Raw genomic sequence first — 18,559 nt, 5'->3', positions numbered from 1 at the left:
TCCCCTTCTTGAAAACGATGGTGTTGATAGTGCTGGGGGTGATTACTCCGCCCCCGAGTTCGGAGTGTCTGTGTGGGAGCGGTTAGGCTCCGTGCCGCCCGACGGGAGCCGATGGGTTCGTGCGGCGGCGGCGCCACCAGAGCGCTCCGGCGAGTGCGACGAAGAGCACCGCGGCCCCGCCGCCCAGTACCATCGGCAGCCACTGCCCGCCAGTCAGTGGGAGCGGAACCGGGGCCGGGTCCTTCACGAGCAAGAGGTAGCCGGTCGGGTTCACGCAGGCGGTGGGCCGCTCGGCAATCGTGCCGCCCGGCTCAAACTCACCGCCCGGCTTCTGCTGGCCCGGGTTGCACCGGTCAAGGTACTTCCCGCTGCCATTTCCAACATCGAGCTGCCCGCGGCCCTGCATCGCCGGCCCGCCGAGCGAAGTTCCGTCTTCCTCAGGCCAGATCTTGAACGGCACCGGCTGCGCAAGCTTCTGCACGCCGGGCACGGGACGCGTCTTCTCTGCGTTCGCGTCGGTCTGCGCGTTCGGCGCCTTCGTCTCGACGAGCCAGTAGTCGCCGGCGTTCAGGTTCTCAGAACGCCACCGGCCCTTCTGCCCGCCGTCGGAGATCTCGTAGAGCGTGCCGCACACCGGCAGCTGATCGGCTTCGTCGGGGTGCGCGTTGTTCCAGTCGAGAATCTTCTTCGCGGTTGCGGAGTTCTCGGTGCTGAAGTCCCAGCGGCTCTTGTCGCCAGCGATTGCCGGCGAGATCCACTCGCCCCGCCACCCCTTCTCGGGGTCGTAGTCCGTGCGGCAGAGCTGCACCGACGGGTACGACGTCGCCTTGCCGGTCGCCTTGTCGTTGTCACGCACCTCGAACTCGTGGCCGATCATGTTCCAGAGGCCCGTCGGATCCGGATCCCACGCCTTATCGTCGGCGAGTGCCTGGACGCCGGCCCCGCCCGCATCCTTACGGATCGTGAAGTAGTTCTGGCTGAGCTCGTGCTGCACGCGGCACTGCTCAGGGAAGTTCACGTCGACCGGCTGCGCACTATTCGGCGCGAGCGCCGTGTTCGGCACGTTCTTCCCGGTCACGCAGGCATTCGGCGCGAAGTCCTTCGTCGTCGCGCCAGAGCCCGACTTCGCCATGCCGGTGGCGTAGTTCACGAACTTCCAACCGGTGGTCGGAGTGTTCCCCTGGCCCTCCCAGGTGCTTGCAGCGGGAATGCCGACCGGGGATTCCGCGGCCTGCACCGCGAACCACATCTCGGCGCGCTCGGCTTCCTTAGGCAGGTCGAGCGGCGCCCCCGAGGTCACGATCCACCGCAGGTCTGCGGGTGCACCGTTCGGGGCAACATTTACCTGCGTCGGCGCGGCCACGTCGCGAACAGAGCGGAGCGTGTCCATGCTGTCAGTGTTCGGCTGGCCGTCGAGGTTAATCGTCCGGCCGTCGCTGTTGAAGAGGTACACGCCCATTTTCTGAGCGCCTCCCGGCACGGCAGCCTCGGGTGCCCAACCAGCGGTCTTGAAGACGTGCGTGAGGTCATCCTGTAGCACCAGGCCCCTGAGCGTCGTGTCTGCATTCGTCTTCGTCGCGGTCACCTTGTAGTGGACGTTGCCGCCCTTGTGCAGGCGCGCAGTGTCGGCGGGGAGCGAATCCTTGTCGACGGTCCACGAGTTGATCGGGTGCTCGGTACACATGCCAGGCTGGCACTCAGATGGAGGCGTCTCCGATGTACCTCGGGCAAGCATGTTTCGGACGATAAATCCCTCGGTCGTCATGCCATCAGCACGCTTCTGGGCTTCATCAGAGTTGCTCTTCACTTTGACGGAGTACTTGATCGTCCCGACGCTGTTTGCTTTCACTGTGCCGCCGATGGTGAGCCAGTGCTTGTCAGCGCTCCAGTCCGTGGTCAAGCCGACCGTGCTTGTGATCACAGGCGTAGCTGAGACTGATCCGTCTGCCTTCACAAAGGTCGCGTCGTCAAGCACATCCGCGAGGTAGTCACGGTAGTTCACCAAGGCCGCGCTCGCTCCACCGCTGTTATCAAACGTCAGCGTGTAGTCGATTCGCTGCCCCGCGTCGACAGCAGTGCCCGAGGCGACGCTTGCGGTCTTCGAAACTTGCATGAGTGAGTTCTTGATGACGCACAGAACTTTCTTGCCGTGCGCATCATCAGGGATCGTGAACTCGCTGCTCACCGTTCCCGTTCCTGAGCTCAGAGGCACGCCATCAACGCTGCACGCCCAACTTGCGGCATAGTTCGCCAAGTTCGTCGTTCGATTCGCAGGAGCCTCAGAGATAGAGACTTTGACGCCTGTGCCAATGGGAATCGGCCCAAGGCTTGGAGCTTGCTCGCCGCTGGCCTGCCCAGACGTGGCTACCGGTGTGATGACTGTCTGCCCGACCTTCGCGCCAATCAAGAACTGGTCGGACGCATTCGCGCGGCCGTCAGGAAGATCCTTCACTACGCGCAGGGTCGGAGGGTACCCGCATGACGCCAGGTCAGTAGTGTCAAGCTTATTGTCCGGCAGCGCGATCGATTGGAATGAGTTACTTCCTACTCCCGCGTCGGCAGCCCGGAATGCGAGCTGGTTCTTGCTTCCGACGTAGAGCTTGCCGTCCGCGCCGTACGCTATTCCGTTGATGTCTGTGAAGCCGGAAGTGGCGCGAGTCACAACGGCCGCGCCGCCGATAGTTCCGGTCTGATCGAGCCTGCTTGCGTCCACACGAAAGACCGTGAGATCAGTCCCAGCTCCACGGACGATATAGAGATTTCCCTCAGAGTCGAAGGCGATGTCACCATTTGCCCCACCTGAGTCGGAAGTGCTGAACGCGGAAAGGTCAACGTGCCCCCACATCGCCATCTTGCCGTTGTCCAACTTCCATAGTTGGAAATACCGCGAGTAGCTGCTGAACCCGCCGGCCCAATACACGCCGTCGGGGTCAACAGCGCCGCCAACCAGACTCTGAGCAGCGTTAGGACCCGATGCGTTAAATGATCCACCCCTCAGCGCACTCCACTCCCCTGTCTCGGCATCGTATTGGTACACATTCCCCGTTTTGCCATTCGAAGACCGACTGTAGGCGTAAACAGAGTTATCTCCGGGCCCGATGCCCAATCCGTTGAAACCCGAGACACGGGCAGACGTGCCAACGTTTCGCAGTGTGGCGTTTTTGTCCTTGACCTGGAGGTGCTGGAGTTGTCCGGCAGAGCTCACTGAGTACACGTCGCCGGGAGTACAGGTGATGTCGGCAGAGTTGAGCAGGAGGCGGCCAAAGTCCCATTGATTGGTCTTCCAAGGGCTCTGTGACGGCTTGCCCGCAGAACCGGGAATCGCGATTGCGCCCTGGGAGACCCACGTGTACAGCGAAGGCGCACCCATGGGGGTGATCTGGAAGCGCTGATATTTTGCGTCAGCGGTGAAGATCTGCACGCTGTTGCCCGTGACTGTTCGGTCAACCAAGAACACACCGGGCCGAGGATCCTGGTCCATCGAGGTCGGCGCGCACGGCGCGGACGTACAGTCCGTCACGGTGAAAGAGTCGCGCCACTCATATCGACCAGCCCATGTGCGGACCTCAGGGCCAGCAAGCTTCACGGTTGCGCCTGAAACCAATGCTCCATTCTCGTCTGCCACCGTCCAGGTCAAGGCAGGGCCCGTCGGCGCGGCGAGCGGCGCGGCCTGCGCGCGCGGCTGAGCGGGCTGAGCCGCCTCGGGCTCAGCAGCGTTCGTGTCTTCGTCGGGCGCGGGCGTCGTTGCCCCGCCCTCCGTCTGCTCGGTCGTCTCGTCCGGAGCGGCGGGCGCCGTCTCCTGAGCGTCGTCTGGCTGTTGCGCAGCGTCTGTTTCCGGCGTCGCCAGAGACCGCTCGACGGCCTGGGCCGAAACGATCCCTGTGTCTGCGAGCGGCATGATGATTCCGACGAGCGCGCTCAGTACGAGCGCGCTCGTCGCAATCCCCCGATTGCGAGGCTTCCCCAACCTTGTTTCCCCCAATTACTCTGCGCGCACGTGTGTGCGACGCCACCCGCGTTGGTCTTCCCCAAGACCAGCGTTGGTGAGAGATAGTCACCGCGAGGATCATTCCTCAGCGGCAACTCGATAGCGGCGCTCAAACCCAGAACAAATTTGGTACAAAAAAACAGTTCCGTGGCGCCGAGGTTCAGCATATGGTGGTCTAGGACTGTGCGCACTAGCATTGATGCCACCTTCCCCCTGATCTTCACCTCTCACCGAGACACCTGCCCCCGTCACTACCCCCGTTCGGTAGCCAACTGAGAAAGGCTCTATGCTGCGCACACATGAAGCCTCGGGACCGGCTCCTCATCTGCCCCGCCCGGTCGTCGAGGGCGGTCGGGTTGCGCTTCCGAGCCGGTGCCGCTTGCTCGAGCGCATGGTGGAAGAGACCGCGGGGTCAGCGGGCAAGCAGCGGCTGACGCTCGTAAACGCGCCAACGGGGTACGGCAAGACCGCGACGATAGCCGACTGGCTCGGCGAGGACAGCGAGGGGCCACTTCCGGTGCACTGGGTGCACTGCTCGAGGCGCGAGCCGCACACCCTCTGGGACGAACTCATCGACGCACTTGCATCGCGATCGGACTACGTTTCGCGCGAGGGAGCCGACCCCGTGTCGACGGTGATGCGCCTGGCTCGCGGGCTCCACACCGCTGTCACGCTCGTCATCGACGACTTTCAGCACGCGACCTCAGCAGAAACCGACATGGCCCTCGCCGAGCTATCGGCCGAGTCGTCACTGCTCACACTTGTGATTATCGGGCGCGGCGTGACGCTCCTCGACGGCCCGCTGGTGAGCGCGACGACGCGCGTTCGGCTGATCGGTGTCGACGACCTCAGCCTCACCCCGGAGGAAGCGCTCGAGCTCACCCGCTCCCTTGGCGTCCCGGAAAGCCCGAACCTCGAGACCGCGCTCGACCGGACGGAAGGCTGGCCGCTCGCGATCCGCGCCGCGCTCAACCTCGGCGCCGATGGCCTCTACACCGATACCGCAGAGGGACGCGTGTGGGCGGACGGCCCCGCGGCGCACGGCTTCGACCCGCTCGCGAACCTCAACGCGTTCGCCATGGCATCACTCGAAATCATGACAGCGGCAGCCAAGCAAGTTGTCCTCGCTGCCGCGCAGATCGACTTCCTCAGCGTCACGCAGATCCGCTCCATTGTCGGCGGGGACGACACCGCCGTCGAGGAGACACTCAACTACCTGACGGAGCACGGCTTTCTGATGGAGGTGACCAGCACCGGCCTTGCCGAGTATCGCTGCCACCGGTCGGTTCGGGCCCCGTTCGCGGACTACGCCGTCGGGGCAATCGACGCCACCGAGCGCAAGCGCCTCTACAGCAACCGCGCACACGAGATCGCCGCAACCGCTCCGTTCACCGCGTTCAGGCTGTTCTGCGCCGCCGACGAGTTTGAGGCAGCGGAGATCACGCTCGCCCAGAACTTCACGACGATCACCGACGAGGTCGACGGGGCCATGCGCGCCCTCCGGTCGCTCTCGGAAGAGGTGCTGCTCGAGCACCCGACGCTGACCGCGGCGCTGCTGTTTCTCGAGACCCCGCGTGTGGGCGTCGCCCCGTCCCGCCTCAACTTTCTGCTCCGCGTCTGGCAGCTTGGACTGCAGCGCCGGCTGCCCGCGGGCGCGGCGACACCGCCCGGGTCCATCCATCTCCAGCTGCTCTGCGAGGCGATGGTACTCAATCGCGTGCTCGGGAATCTCGAGGACGCCGAGGCCTACATGCAGCACATTGAGGGAAGGCTCTCGCCCGATCACGTTCCCGCGCTCCCAATTCCGGGCGGCTCCGATGCCGAAGCTCCCGCGGTGTTGACGGGCAACGGCTCGCTCTCGGTGTTCTACCGCGAGGTTGCTGCGACCGCACTGTCGGTCGGCGACTTCGGGCGGGCCCGCCGCAACCTGAAACGGCTGCGTCGCCGGTCGGAACGCAAGATGTCGACGCCGTGGCATGGCTTCCCCCACGCATCGACGCGCACGGTGACCGACGCCGAATCGGGTGGGAACTGGCTCTTGGCAGCCTTATCGGAACTTGCATTCACCGACACCATCGACGGCCACATTCGCCGTGCCGGCGAGCTCGTGCACGAGTATGACGAGATCGTCGCATCGACGTCCGCGAAGGCCCCCGGGATCTCCTGGGTCGGGATCGAAATCGCCCGGGCCCATCTTGCCCAAGAGAGCAGAGACTCTGCGAGCCTTGCGCTCGCCGTCGATCGGCTCGCCCCTATCGCTGACAGGCTCGAGCCATGGCCGCTCCTGCTGATCGCCGAGGCGGCGTCGATCCGGGACACCCGTGGCACAGAGTTCGCGCTCGCCCACCTCGCGTCTGGCCTCGAGGACACTGAGGGGCGCGCGCCGATCCCGAAGGCCTGGTTCAAGTACGTCGTCAATTTCGAGGCGGTGCTCAACAGTTCGATCGGAAATCTCGCACGGTCGGAGGAGCTCCTCTCCGAGGTCCCCGCTGACGAGGCCATCTTCAGGCTCGAGCGGGCACGCCTCGCGCTGTTCTCCGGTAACGATGTTGAGGCGCTACTCATCGCGCAGTCGGTCGGGGATCCGGGGGCGACGAAGCGTCAGCGGGTCGACCGCCGAATGATCACCGCCGTCGCTTCGTGGGGGTGCGATCGCCCGACTGAGGCAATCAACTCACTCGCACTGGCCGTCGCGCTCATCGACAAGTATTTCCTCCCCGCGATGCTTGTCAGCGTACCGTTCGAGCAGCTCCGGGAAGTCGCGGTCGCCGCGCGGGACGCTGGTGCTTGCGACATCGTCGACGCGCTCGACGCGATACCGGAGAAGTCACGTGCGTACCGCTATGAGCACCTCACCGAGATGGAACTGCGAACGCTCGCGGCAATCAGCGAGCACCGAAACGCCAACCAGGCCGCCGCGAGTCTCTTCATCACTGCGGGCACCGTGAAGAAGCACCTTGCCGCGGTCTACAAGAAGCTCGGCGTGCGCGATCGCGACGCCGCAATTCTCCGCGCGGGCCGCATGGGCATCCTCGACGGGCTGCCCGAACAGACGGCCTGACGCCGGCCGCCCCGCTGACTGTCGCTGCTAGGCAGCCTGCCGCTCGGCCATCTCGACGACGTTCTTCAGCAGCAGCGCGCGCGTCATCGGCCCGACGCCGCCCGGGTTCGGCGAGACCCAGCCCGCGACCTCAGCGACGGCGGGGTCGACGTCGCCGACCACGCGGCTCTTACCGGTCTCGGGGTCGACCTTGCGCGACACCCCGACGTCGAGCACGATCGCGCCCGGCTTGACGTCCTCGGCGCCGACGATCCCCTCGACGCCAGCTGCAGCGACGATGACGTCGGCCTGGCGCAGTTCGGCGGCGAGGTCCACGGTGCCGGTGTGCGTCAGCACCACGGTCGCGTTGTACTCGCGGCGCGTGAGCAGCGGCCCGATCGGGCGACCGACGGTCACGCCACGGCCCACGACAACGACGCGCTTGCCTGACCAGGACAATCCGTTGCGTTCGACGAGTTCGATGACCCCGCGCGGCGTGCAGGGCAGCGGTGAAGTGATCTCAGTGTTCGCGTTGAGCACGAGCTTGCCGAGGTTCGTCGGGTGCAGGCCGTCTGCGTCCTTGCTCGGATCGATGCGCTCGAGGATTCGGTCAGTGTCGATGTGCTTCGGCAGCGGAAGCTGCACGATGTATCCGGTGCAGGTGTCGTCGGCGTTCAGCTCGTCGAGCACGGCCTCGAGCTCCTCCTGCGTGACGGTGTCGGGGAGCTCGCGTTTGATCGACGCGATCCCGACCTCGGCGCAGTCGCGGTGCTTGCCAGCGACGTACCACTGCGAACCGGGATCCTCACCCACGAGCACGGTCGCGAGTCCCGGCACGATGCCGCGTGCGGCGAGCGCCGCGACCCGCTCGGTGAGTTCCTGTTTGATGGCGGCGGCCGCAGCGGTGCCGTCAAGCTTCTGAGCAGACATGTGTTCTCCTTGAAATCTATGGGACCTGCGCGATGAGGTGCCGAACGCCGCCGGGGCGCGGAGGGCACCCCTCACGCGCCCCGGTCGGCATCAGTGTTGGTGGCTTACCAGTTCTCGAGGCCCGGGTAGAGCGGGAAGGCGTCAGCAAGCTTCGTCACGCGCGCCCGGAGCTCCTCGATATCAGCCGACTGCGTCAGGGTCGCCGCGATAATGTCGGAGACCTCGGCGAACTCGGTGTCGCCGAAACCGCGGGTCGCAAGCGCGGGGGTGCCGATGCGGAGGCCGCTGGTGACCATCGGTGGGCGCGGGTCGAACGGTACCGAGTTACGGTTCACGGTGATGCCGACCTCGTGAAGCGCGTCCTCAGCCTGCTGGCCATCAAGCTTCGAGTTGCGCAGGTCGGCGAGCACGAGGTGCACGTCGGTGCCGCCCGTGAGCACGTCAACGCCGGCAGCCTTCGCGGCGTCGCTCGTGAGCGCCTCTGCGAGCAGCTTCGCGCCGGAGAGGGTGCGCACCTGGCGATCCTTGAACTCGTCGGTCGCTGCGAGCTTGAACGCCGTCGCCTTCGCCGCGATCACGTGCATGAGCGGGCCGCCCTGCTGGCCGGGGAACACGTTCGAGTTCAGCTTCTTGTAGAGCTCGAGGTCGTTCGTGAGGATGAAGCCTGAGCGCGGGCCGCCGATGGTCTTGTGCACCGTCGAGGAGACGACGTGCGCGTGCGGCACCGGGTTCGGGTAGAGGCCGGCAGCGACGAGCCCGGCGAAGTGCGCCATGTCGACCCACAGCGTCGCCCCGACTTCGTCAGCGATGGCGCGGAACGCCGCGAAATCGAGCGTGCGCGGGTACGCCGACCAGCCGGCGATGATGACCTTCGGCTTGTGCTCGAGCGCCTTCTCGCGGACAACGTCCATGTCGACGAGGAACGTCTCAGGGTTCACGCCGTAGGAGACGACGTTGTAGAGCTTGCCCGAGAAGTTCAGCTTCATGCCGTGCGTGAGGTGGCCGCCGTGCGCGAGCTCCAGGCCCAGGATGGTGTCGCCCGGCTCCGCGATTGCGGAGAGCACAGCGGCATTCGCCTGCGCACCCGAGTGGGGCTGCACGTTTGCGTACGCGGCGCCGAACAGGCTCTTCGCGCGATCGCGTGCAAGGTTCTCAGCGACGTCGACGAACTCGCAGCCACCGTAGTAGCGGCGGCCGGGGTAGCCCTCGGCGTACTTATTGGTGAGCACCGAGCCCTGCGACTCGAGTACGGCGCGGGGAACGAAGTTCTCACTCGCGATCATCTCGAGGGTCGAGCGCTGACGGCCGAGTTCGTTCTTCAGCACCTCGGCGATCTCAGGATCGACGACTTCAAGCGGCTCGTTAAAGAAAGCTGACTGGTTAGACACGATGAGTCTCCCTTGTGTGATGTTTCCAGGATGTGTGGCCCAGGCGAGCGGCCGTTCAAAGGTGTCGCTCCCCGATGGTTTCCATCTGTACGCCAGTCACGACGCAGCAATCCTATCAGCGGCCCGCTTGCCTATGACGATAGGTTTCACCGCCCAGCTGAGGACGTTATACAAAGCGGACTAGAATTGGCCGGATGAACACAATCGTCGCCGATGCGCAGAGCCAACAGTGGGTACTGACACTTTCATGCATTGACGGTCCGGGTATCGTGCACGCTATCAGCGGCGCGATCGTCGCCGCAGGCGGCAACATCGCTGAGAGCCAGCAGTTCGCCTCGGCTGACACGGGACGATTCTTTATGCGACTGCAGGTGGAGGCCGTCGCCCAGCCCGAGACGTTCGGCGACCGCTTCCGCAGCTCCCTCGCACCCGTCACCGAGCGCTACAACATGCTCTGGCGGCTCGACCAGGTGGGTCGCCCCGTTCGCACCCTGCTGCTTGGGTCCACGGCCACGCATTGCGTCAACGACCTGCTCTACCGCAAGCGCGCCGGCCAGCTTCCGATCGAGGTGCCGCTCGTCCTTTCGAACCACGAAACCATGCGCGACATCGCCGAGTTCTATGGCGTCGATTTCGAGTACCGCCCGGTCACCGGACCTGACGAGAAGGCTGCGTTCGAGGCCCGCGTACTCGAAGCCGTCGAACAGCACGACATCGAGCTCGTCGTTCTCGCCCGTTACATGCAGATCCTCTCCCCCGAGCTCTGCGAGGCCCTCGCCGGCCGTGCGATCAACATCCACCACTCGTTCTTGCCCGGGTTCAAGGGGGCCAACCCCTACAAGCAGGCCCATCAGCGCGGTGTGAAGCTCATTGGCGCAACCGCGCACTTCGTCACGACGGACCTCGACGAGGGCCCGATCATCGAGCAGGATACGACACGGGTAGACCACTCCTACTCGCCGCGCGAGCTCATGCAGCTCGGGCAGGACATCGAGTCTCGAGTGCTGCGCCATGCGGTTGGCTGGTTCGCCGAGAACCGGGTGCTGCAGGATGGCGACCGCACCATCGTGTTCCGGTAGGCGGCCCCTCCGCCTACCTGCGGGCTGCTGCGTTCTCCACAGGAGATCGCAGCAGCCCGTTTTCGTAAGTTATCCACGGGTCCGGCCGAAACCATACCCTTCGAGCACTAGTCGACGTATGGTTGCCATACATCATTCGAACGTCGATTAGCGCAGGAGGTGCCATGGACCCGATCATCAACCTCATCTCGACGGTCGCCGGGTTCATCACTATCGGCACCATGCTCCTACTCAGCCGCCGAAGCCTCGACCAGAAGTTCCGCGCCAGGTTTGCGCAAGTCGACATACGACTGGACCGGATCGAAACGAGGCTGGACGGCATCGACGCACGGATCGACAGCGTTGACGCCCGACTTGACGGAATTGATGCGCGGCTGGACCGCATGGACGCCCGTTTTGACGCAAATGATGCGCGACTCGACGCCTCCGACTCCGCTACGAACTCCTGGTTGACCCAGTTGGAGACGAGGATGGACGCTCGTTTCACCGAGGCCGACGTCAAACTGGAGGCTCGCTTTACCGAGGCCGACGCCCAACTGGACGCCCGTTTCACCGAGGCCGACGCCAAACTGGACGCCCGTTTTGCCGAAGCCGACACCAAACTGGACGCCCGTTTTGCCGCGGTTGAGGGCAGCGTGGACGGAAGGTTCGCAAGCGCTGCCACATTCGCCTCCGGGCAGTTCGAACGAATCGAGGCCCAGTTCACGCAACTCACCCAGCAGCTTGATGCCACACGCACCGAACTCACTGCCGCAATTCAACACGTCGATGTCCGGCTCAGCGAGCGGATCGACAGCCTCGATAGTCGGCTCAGCGACCGCATCGCGAGCCTCGATGTCCGACTCAGCGACCGCATCGACAGCGTCAACGGACACATGTTTGCCCTCGCGACCGGTTTGAAGCCACTACTCGATGAGTCTGCGCGGCACTCGAACGGCGAGTCGGCAGCCTAGTCGGCTGCGAGCGCTGCGTGTCTGGCGCGCAGCCCGGCGAGGATCGCCGAGAGCCCCGTTTCGAAGGCCACGTCAGTCAGTCGCCTCGCCGTGGACGCGGCCGCTGCGTGCCCGGCGTCGTACACGGCCTGGAAGGTCGGCGAGTTCGGGTCGTCGCCCGGGTCGAGCATATTGTCGGGTGCGCTGTGATCGAGGGCCGCGCCCAGGATGAGGCACTCGACGGCGACCACGGTGCTCAGCACCTCAGATTCGGGCCACCCAGCCTCAATGAGACCCGCGAACACCGCCTCGTACATGTCGCTCGTGCGCGTCCCCGTCGCGATTGGCAGCACGCCAAGCAGCGCGATTGTCGGTGGATGATCTGCGAACGCGTTGCGGTACGAACGTGCCCAGCGATCCATCGCCTCGTCCCACGGCAGCCGCCCGAAGCCGGAAACGTCGATCCTGTCGCTCACGAGCTCGCGGATCCCTGAAATGAGGTCGTCCTGGCCTGAGATGTGGTTGTAGAGCGCGGACGGCCGGACGCCGAGTTCACGCGCGATGAGCCGGAGGCTTGCCCCCGACTCGCCGCGCTCGTCGAGCAGCCTGAGCGCCGTCTCGAGAATGAGGCCGCGCGTGAGCACCGGGGTTGTCGGCCTGCCAGACCGTCTTGCCTGGGGCTGTTCGCTCACCGCCATGGTGCACCGCTTTCTCCCGGCACCGCAGCGGCCGAGCATGTCTCTCATCCGAGGGTATCGGAGCCGCGTCGCATTTCTGGCTCGCGCTCGAGGCCGTCGTGTGCGTACAATAACGAACACTGTTCATTAAACGGGCGGATGAGACGAACTGGCAGAGGCGCCAGAGATGGAGCGAGCGTGGCACTCACGGTATTCACTGGCGGAACAGTCATCGTCGCGGCGGACCGCACGGGCGGCGTCGATGTCGCCGCGGCGATCGCGTTCGAGGACGGCAGGGTCGTCGCGCTCGACGCCGCAGCCGACGAACTCGCGAGGGCCGAGCATGCAGAGGTCGTCGACCTTGCGGGTGGAACGCTCGTGCCGGGGATCGGCGAGGGCCACGCCCATCCGGTGCTCGGCGGGCTCGAGGCCGTCGGCCCGAACGTGCGCGGGGCGGCAGATGTCGCCGGGATCCTGACCGCGGTCGCCGACTGGAAGCGGCAGCACCCGGAGACCAAGTGGATTGTCGGGGCGAGCTACGACGCGACGTTCGCCCCCGGCGGGGTGTTCCGGGCCGAGTGGCTCGACGAGGTCACCGGTGACACCCCGACGATCCTGCGCGCGTGGGACTATCACACGGCCTGGGTGAACACCGCTGCGCTCCGCGCCGGGGGCATCACGGCAGATACCCCGGACCCCGAGCTTGGACGCTACGTGCGCGACGCCGACGGCACTCCGACGGGCACACTCCAGGAGGCGGCGGCAAACGACTTCATCGCGAACGTGGTGCCGCCGTTCTCGCTCGAGGATCGCGTCGCAGCGATCGAAGCAGCCACCCGCGCCTACGCCGAACAGGGTACGACGTGGGTCCAGGACGCCTGGGTCGAGCCGACGGACCTTCCCAGCTACGTCGAGGCCGCACGTGCGGGTCGCCTCCACACGCGCGTCAACCTCGCCTTCCGCGCAGACCCCGCGACCTGGCGGGATCAGGTCGCCGCATTCGGTGTGCAGCGAGACGAGATCCGCGCGCTCGCGCACGACCGGCTGAGCGCGAACACCGTCAAGTTCTTCGTCGACGGCGTCATCGAGAACCACACCGCGGTCCTCGCCGCCCCGTACGCCGACCGCCCCGATGAGCGCGGCCTGCCGAACTGGGCCGAGGACGAGCTCATCGCCGCGGCGCGCGCGTTCGACCTCGCGGGATTCCAGCTGCACATTCACGCGATCGGCGACGACGCGAATCGCATCGCGCTCGACACCATCGCCGCCGTGCAGGCGACAAATCCTGCCCGCGAACGCGCCCACGTAATCGCGCACGTGGCGATGCTCGCTGAGGATCAGGTCGCACGCTTCGCCGAACTCGACACCATCGCGAACTTCGAGCCCTACTGGGCCCAGTGCGACGCCGTAATGCGCGACCTCACCATCCCGCACATTGGCCACGACCGCGAGGGCTGGCAGTACCTCATTGGGTCCGTGCTTCGGGCTGGCGCGACAGTGTCATTCGGTAGCGACTGGCCGGTCACCACCAAGGATTGGCGCCCCGCGTTCTCGACGGCGGTCACACGCCACAGCCACCTCGAACCCAACGCCGAGGCGTGGCTGCCGGACGAGCGGGTGAGCGCAGGCGAGGCCCTCTCCGCGTACACCGCCGGCACGGCCAGGCAGGCCCTCGCGGACGATCGCGGCACGCTCCGCATCGGCATGGTCGCAGACGCCGTCTGGCTGTCTGCCGATCCGCTGGCCGTCGACCCCAACTCCATCCCGTCCATCGACGTCCGCGGCACCTGGCTCGCGGGCGAACGCACCTACTAACCCCCACACCATCCGCTGATTCAAAGGAGAATCGTGTCCACCACCACCCCCACAGCGTCGTCCGAAAGCCAGCCGCACATGCGGCGGGCGCTCGGGCTCACCGGGCTCACGTTCTTCGGCGTGACCTATATGACCGTCATCACCGTATTCACGACGTACGGCATCGTGAACCAGGTGACCGGCGGTAAGCTCCCGGCGGCGTACATCGTCGCCGTCATCACCATGCTCTTCACCGCGGGGAGCTACGCGGCCATGGTGCGGCGGTACCCGGTCGCCGGGTCCGCCTACACCTACGCGCAGCAGTCCTTCGGCGGCGCGGCAGGCTTCCTCACCGGCTGGGTCATGCTGCTCGACTACCTGTTCATCCCGATGATCAACTTCATGCTCATCGGCATCTATATGAACACGCAGTTCCCGGCGATCCCGATCTGGGTATTCACGCTCGCCGCGCTGCTGCTCGTGCTCGTCTTCAACGTGCTCGGCATCACGCTCGTGAGCAAGCTCAACATGGCAATCATCGCGCTGTCAGTCGTGCTCGTCATCGTGTTTGTCGCGCTCGCGTTCAAGCAGCACCTCGGCGGCGCCACGGATGTCGGCATCATCGAGCCGTTCACCTTCGGCGAGGGCGGGATCGGTGCGATCGCGTCGGGCGCCGCGATCCTCGCTCTGTCGTTCCTCGGATTCGACGCCGTCTCGACGCTCTCCGAAGAAGCAAAGAACCCGCGCCGAGACATCCCCCGCGCCATCATGCTGTCGACCCTCGTTGGCGGGTTCTTCTTCATCCTCGTCGCATGGGCGGGCGCGCTCGCGTTCGACCCCGATTGGGCCTCAATGGACCAGGCGCAGATCGACGCCGCCGGCACCACCGTCATGGACTCGTTCGGCGCGAGCTGGTTCACCGCGTTCTTCGTCGCGGTCTACGTTGCCGGGGCGTTCGGGTCTGGCATGACAGGCCAGGTGTCGGTCTCGCGCATCCTCTACGCGATGGGCCGCGACGGCATGCTGCCCAAGCCACTCTCGCGCCTGCACAAGCGCTTCGGCACCCCGATCGTCGCGGCCGTCGTCGTGTCAACGTTCGCGCTCTCCGCACTGTTCGTGCCGTTCGACGTCGCGGCGTTCATGATCAGCTTCGGCGCGCTCGCCGCGTTCGCGATGGTGAACCTCTCGGTGATCCGCACCTACCTCTTCCCGAAGGGCGGTCGCACGCGGCCGGCGACGGCGTGGGAGATCTTGCGGTTCGGCGTGATCCCGCTTGTCGGGTTTGGGCTGACGATCTGGCTGTGGACCTCCCTTCAGCCGATCACCTGGCTTGTCGGCGCGTGCTGGCTCGTCCTCGGCGTAGGCGTGATCGTGCTCGTGACGCGCGGTTTCCGCGGGCCTGTTCCGAAGATGGACTTCTCCGAGGGCGACCCGACGACGCAGCAGATCGATGCGCTCGGTGACGAGTTCCCGCTGGAGGGTGAGCGGCGCTAGCCGGCCCCACCCGGGCGCTCGCGGTCGCACTCGCGATCGAACTCGAGCGCCACCCAATGCAATCTGCCCAAGATATGCCCTCAACTGCGAGTTGGGGCAGATCTTGGGCAGATTGCATTGGTACTGCCGGAGGGCAGAGCCGACAGGGGAAGGCAGCACTGGCGGGCCGCGAACTAGCGCAGGTGCTGCACGTCTCCCGCGTTCACGGTGAGGGTGCCGCCGGTCGGTAGATCGACAATCAGGGCGCCGTCGTCCGCGAGCGCTCGCGCCCTGCCATCGACGATCTCGTCGCCCGGCAGGTGAACGCGAACCTCGCTGCCGAGGGTCAGGGAATGGCGCGCTGCCCGGATCCTGATCGCCTCCGGTTCGCGGGCTGCGAGCTCCGCGAGTCGTGAGATCTCGGCGGTGACGGCGGCGACCACCCGGTCGGCGAGCTCGGCCCCGAGCGGGTCTGCGAAGCTCTCCGCGCCCCCGACGTCGGCGCCCGCGGCGAGCAGCGACGTCGCCCGCTCAGTCGGCAGTTCCCACTCGGGAATGAGCAGGTTCATGCCCATTCCGATAATCGCACTGCCGTCGGGGAGGAGCTCGCAGAGGATCCCACAGAGTTTTTTCCCGGTCCGGCCGGCGACCGCATCCTCCTCGTCGCGGACGTGGATGTCGTTCGGCCACTTCATGCCAACACGCATCGCCTCGGTCTCGTCGCGGGCGGCTGCCGCGGTGAACAGCGGCTGAAACGCGGCGTTCACTGCCGCCCCGGCGATGAACGGCAGCCAGCCCGGGCCGAGGTCGCCCCACGCTGCAGCAGCAGCACCGGCAGCAGCACCACCACCAGCATCAGCAGCGGCGGCACCGGCACCGGCGCCGTCGCGGTGGCCGTACCCGCGCACGAGCACGGAGACGGCGAGCGCCCGCCCCGGCAGCACCTCCCAGCCGCGGGTGAGCCGCCCCCTCCCGGCCGTCTGATTGTCGGTGAGCAGCACGGTGCCGTGCGGGAGCGGTGCTCCGGCGCGGTCGGCCTCCGCCGCAAGCTCACGGAGTTCGGCGTTGGTCGAGGGTGACTCGTCGCGCCACTCGACACGGGGCTGCTGGGCGCGGGTCTGCCTGAGTTCCATACGTGCGAGCCTATTCCCCGGAGCCCGGTGGCCGGGCACCCGAACGGCCCGGACGCGCGCTCCACCCCCGCACTCACTGAGGATTCCAACCAAGGATCCGCAATTCAGTTGGAGGAGTTCTTGAACTTTGCGGCATATACCCGCGCTAGGCTAAACGGGTGACCTCAGAGAACGACACCGCTCCCGAGTACCTCGCAACGACGGCCGGCCGCATTGCGGACCATCGCCGGAAGTATCAAGAGGCCGTCGGTGACCGCGACGCAGCAGCAGCAGCCAAGCAGCATCCGCGCGGCAAGATGACCGCGCGCGAGCGCATCGCGTCGCTCCTCGACCCCGGATCCTTCGTCGAGTTCGACAAGTACGTGAAGCACCGCTCGACGGCGTTTGGCATGGACGCGAATCGCCCCTTCGGCGACGCCGTCGTGACCGGCGCTGGCACGATCCACGGCCGCCAGGTCGTCGTCTACTCGCAGGACTTCACCACGTTCGGTGGTTCGCTCGGCGAGGCTGCGGGCGAGAAGATCGTGAAGGCGATGGACTTCGCGATGAAGACCGGCGCACCGATCATCGGCATGCTCGATTCGGGCGGCGCCCGCATCCAGGAGGGCGTGTTCTCGCTCTCGCAGTACGCCCGCATCTTCAAGCGCAACACGCTCTCTTCGGGCGTGATCCCGCAGATCTCGATCGTGATGGGCCCGTCGGCCGGCGGCGCGGTCTACTCGCCCGCCCTCACCGACTTCGTCATTATGGTCGACAAGACGAGCAACATGTTCGTCACCGGCCCTGACGTGATCAAGACCGTGACGGGCGAGGAGGTCGGCTTCGAGGAGCTCGGCGGCGCGCTCACCCACAACAAGACGAGCGGCGTATCGCACTACCTCGCAAGCGATGAGCTCGACGCGCTCGACTACGCGCGCACGCTCATCAGCTTCCTCCCCGACAACAACCTGGCCGAGGCCCCGATCTACGACAGCGACACCGCGTTCGAGATCACCGAGGCAGACCGCCGGCTGAACACGATCATCCCGGACAGCCAGAATCAGCCCTACGACATGAAGGTCGTCATCGAGGCGATCCTCGATGGCGGCGACTTCCTCGAGGTGCAGCCGCTGTTCGCCCCGAACATCCTCATCGGCTTCGGCCGCGTCGAAGGCCGCACGGTCGGCATCGTCGCGAACCAGCCGAACCAGATGGCCGGCACGCTGAACATCGACGCGAGCGAGAAGGCCGCACGCTTCGTGCGGTTCTGCGACGCGTTCTCGATCCCGATCTTGACGCTCGTCGACGTTCCCGGCTACCTGCCCGGCACCGAGCAGGAGTACCAGGGCGTCATCCGTCGCGGCGCGAAGCTGCTCTTCGCGTACGCGGAGGCGACGGTGCCGCTCGTCACGATCATTACGCGCAAGGCCTACGGCGGCGCGTACATCGTGATGGGCTCGAAGGAGATGGGCGCAGACTTCAACATCGCGTGGCCCACCGCCGAGATCGCCGTCATGGGCGGCGCGGGCGCCGTGAACATCCTCTACCGCAAGGAGCTCGCGGCTGCCGAGGCCGCAGGCCAAGACGTCGAGGCGCTGCGTGCCGAACTCACGGCGAAGTACACGGCAGACGTCACGAGCCCGTTCCTCGCGGCCGAGCGCGGCGAGATCGACAATGTGCTCGAGCCAGCCGGCACCCGCCTCGCAGTCATCAAGGCGCTCCGCGGCCTCCGCGGAAAGCGCGACGAACTGCCCGCGAAGAAGCACGGCAACATCCCGCTATGAGCGAGCAGAACACCGAAACCGCGGTCGACCCGGCGGCGGACATCGACGAGGAGCTCGCGGCGCTCGCGGGCGACCTGCCGCCCGACGCCGCCGCGCGCGACGCCGCCAAGCGGGAGGACGCCGGCGAGGAAGACGACGCCATCCACGGCGACGACATTACGTTCATCACCCGCGGCGTCAGCGAAGAGGAGCGTGCGGCGGTCATCGCGGTGCTCACCGCTGCCCGCGCCGAGGAGACTCGGCAGGTCAAGCGCGTCGCCCGTCGCGACCGCGAGCCGTGGGCGCGCTCGCAGCGCGTGCCCGACGGCTTCGCCGATCTCCTCATCGACGGCTAGCTCGCGGAGGCGAGCGCCTAAGCTAAA

12 protein-coding genes and 1 riboswitch are annotated in these 18,559 nt (G+C 66.1%); of the genes, 7 read left to right on the top strand and 5 right to left on the bottom strand.

The annotated features are described in order from the left end of the window. Window positions 1-82: 82 nt before the first annotated feature. Window positions 83-3,967, bottom strand: coding sequence for a DUF7927 domain-containing protein (locus BJ960_RS00925; protein WP_185985878.1), 3,885 nt, complete (start codon window positions 3,965-3,967; stop codon window positions 83-85). A 307-nt stretch (window positions 3,968-4,274) separates the two neighbouring features. Between BJ960_RS00925 and BJ960_RS00920 the strand changes: the two genes are divergently transcribed. Next, the gene (locus BJ960_RS00920) at window positions 4,275-7,049 is read left to right on the top strand and encodes a helix-turn-helix transcriptional regulator (RefSeq protein ID WP_185985877.1); all 2,775 of its coding nucleotides are present in this window, start codon (window positions 4,275-4,277) and stop codon (window positions 7,047-7,049) included. Window positions 7,050-7,076: 27 nt separating this feature from the next. Here BJ960_RS00920 and BJ960_RS00915 read toward each other — a convergent pair whose 3' ends face one another. Then, window positions 7,077-7,958, bottom strand: coding sequence for a bifunctional methylenetetrahydrofolate dehydrogenase/methenyltetrahydrofolate cyclohydrolase (locus BJ960_RS00915; protein ID WP_185985876.1), 882 nt, complete (start codon window positions 7,956-7,958; stop codon window positions 7,077-7,079). Window positions 7,959-8,062: 104 nt separating this feature from the next. Continuing rightward, on the bottom strand, window positions 8,063-9,346 hold the full coding sequence (gene glyA / locus BJ960_RS00910; RefSeq protein ID WP_121074168.1) for a serine hydroxymethyltransferase: 1,284 nt from the start codon (window positions 9,344-9,346) through the stop codon (window positions 8,063-8,065). Window positions 9,347-9,376: 30 nt separating this feature from the next. After that, a riboswitch (ZMP/ZTP riboswitch) is annotated at window positions 9,377-9,456 on the bottom strand. A gap of 84 nt (window positions 9,457-9,540) precedes the next feature. Here glyA and purU point away from each other — a divergent pair. After that, window positions 9,541-10,425: a formyltetrahydrofolate deformylase gene (purU, locus tag BJ960_RS00905; protein WP_185985875.1), complete on the top strand. Its 885-nt coding sequence runs from the start codon at window positions 9,541-9,543 to the stop codon at window positions 10,423-10,425. 164 nt (window positions 10,426-10,589) lie between these two features. Further along, a complete protein-coding gene (locus tag BJ960_RS00900; RefSeq protein WP_185985874.1) occupies window positions 10,590-11,378 on the top strand; it encodes a hypothetical protein in 789 nt (262 codons plus the stop codon). Here the strand turns inward: BJ960_RS00900 and BJ960_RS00895 are convergent. Then, a complete protein-coding gene (locus BJ960_RS00895) occupies window positions 11,375-12,055 on the bottom strand; it encodes a TetR/AcrR family transcriptional regulator (protein ID WP_185985873.1) in 681 nt (226 codons plus the stop codon). The two genes, BJ960_RS00900 and BJ960_RS00895, sit on opposite strands and share 4 nt — an antisense overlap. A gap of 177 nt (window positions 12,056-12,232) precedes the next feature. On the opposite strand from BJ960_RS00895, the gene BJ960_RS00890 reads away from it, so the two are divergent. After that, window positions 12,233-13,849: an amidohydrolase gene (locus BJ960_RS00890; protein ID WP_185985872.1), complete on the top strand. Its 1,617-nt coding sequence runs from the start codon at window positions 12,233-12,235 to the stop codon at window positions 13,847-13,849. A gap of 78 nt (window positions 13,850-13,927) precedes the next feature. Continuing rightward, a complete protein-coding gene (locus tag BJ960_RS00885; protein ID WP_185988083.1) occupies window positions 13,928-15,322 on the top strand; it encodes an APC family permease in 1,395 nt (464 codons plus the stop codon). Window positions 15,323-15,495: 173 nt separating this feature from the next. Here the strand turns inward: BJ960_RS00885 and BJ960_RS00880 are convergent, their stop codons facing one another. Then, window positions 15,496-16,434: a biotin--[acetyl-CoA-carboxylase] ligase gene (locus BJ960_RS00880; RefSeq protein WP_185985871.1), complete on the bottom strand. Its 939-nt coding sequence runs from the start codon at window positions 16,432-16,434 to the stop codon at window positions 15,496-15,498. Between the two features lie 158 nt (window positions 16,435-16,592). Between BJ960_RS00880 and BJ960_RS00875 the strand changes: the two genes are divergently transcribed. Together BJ960_RS00875 and BJ960_RS00870 are read left to right on the top strand one after the other, a co-directional pair. After that, on the top strand, window positions 16,593-18,197 hold the full coding sequence (locus BJ960_RS00875) for an acyl-CoA carboxylase subunit beta (RefSeq protein ID WP_121074197.1): 1,605 nt from the start codon (window positions 16,593-16,595) through the stop codon (window positions 18,195-18,197). Further along, window positions 18,194-18,532 carry a hypothetical protein gene (locus BJ960_RS00870; RefSeq protein WP_185985870.1) on the top strand — a complete coding sequence of 113 codons (339 nt, stop codon included), beginning with the start codon at window positions 18,194-18,196 and terminating at the stop codon, window positions 18,530-18,532. The genes BJ960_RS00875 and BJ960_RS00870 overlap by 4 nt, the downstream gene beginning before the upstream one ends. The last annotated feature ends 27 nt before the right edge of the window (window positions 18,533-18,559 follow it).

This window comes from Leucobacter aridicollis (genome assembly GCF_013409595.1).
Lineage (GTDB): Bacteria > Actinomycetota > Actinomycetes > Actinomycetales > Microbacteriaceae > Leucobacter > Leucobacter aridicollis.
The sequence above is the reverse complement of the archived record's forward strand: the minus strand, read 5'-3'. Positions and strand labels throughout refer to the sequence as shown.

Coding starts and splice junctions, on each gene's coding strand:
- BJ960_RS00900 (WP_185985874.1), top strand. CDS start 10,590: ATGGACCCGATCATCAACCTCATCTCGACGGTCGCCGGGTTCATCACT.
- BJ960_RS00880 (WP_185985871.1), bottom strand. CDS start 16,434: ATGGAACTCAGGCAGACCCGCGCCCAGCAGCCCCGTGTCGAGTGGCGC.
- BJ960_RS00870 (WP_185985870.1), top strand. CDS start 18,194: ATGAGCGAGCAGAACACCGAAACCGCGGTCGACCCGGCGGCGGACATC.
- BJ960_RS00915 (WP_185985876.1), bottom strand. CDS start 7,958: ATGTCTGCTCAGAAGCTTGACGGCACCGCTGCGGCCGCCGCCATCAAA.
- BJ960_RS00920 (WP_185985877.1), top strand. CDS start 4,275: ATGCTGCGCACACATGAAGCCTCGGGACCGGCTCCTCATCTGCCCCGC.
- BJ960_RS00895 (WP_185985873.1), bottom strand. CDS start 12,055: ATGGCGGTGAGCGAACAGCCCCAGGCAAGACGGTCTGGCAGGCCGACA.
- BJ960_RS00885 (WP_185988083.1), top strand. CDS start 13,928: ATGCGGCGGGCGCTCGGGCTCACCGGGCTCACGTTCTTCGGCGTGACC.
- purU (WP_185985875.1), top strand. CDS start 9,541: ATGAACACAATCGTCGCCGATGCGCAGAGCCAACAGTGGGTACTGACA.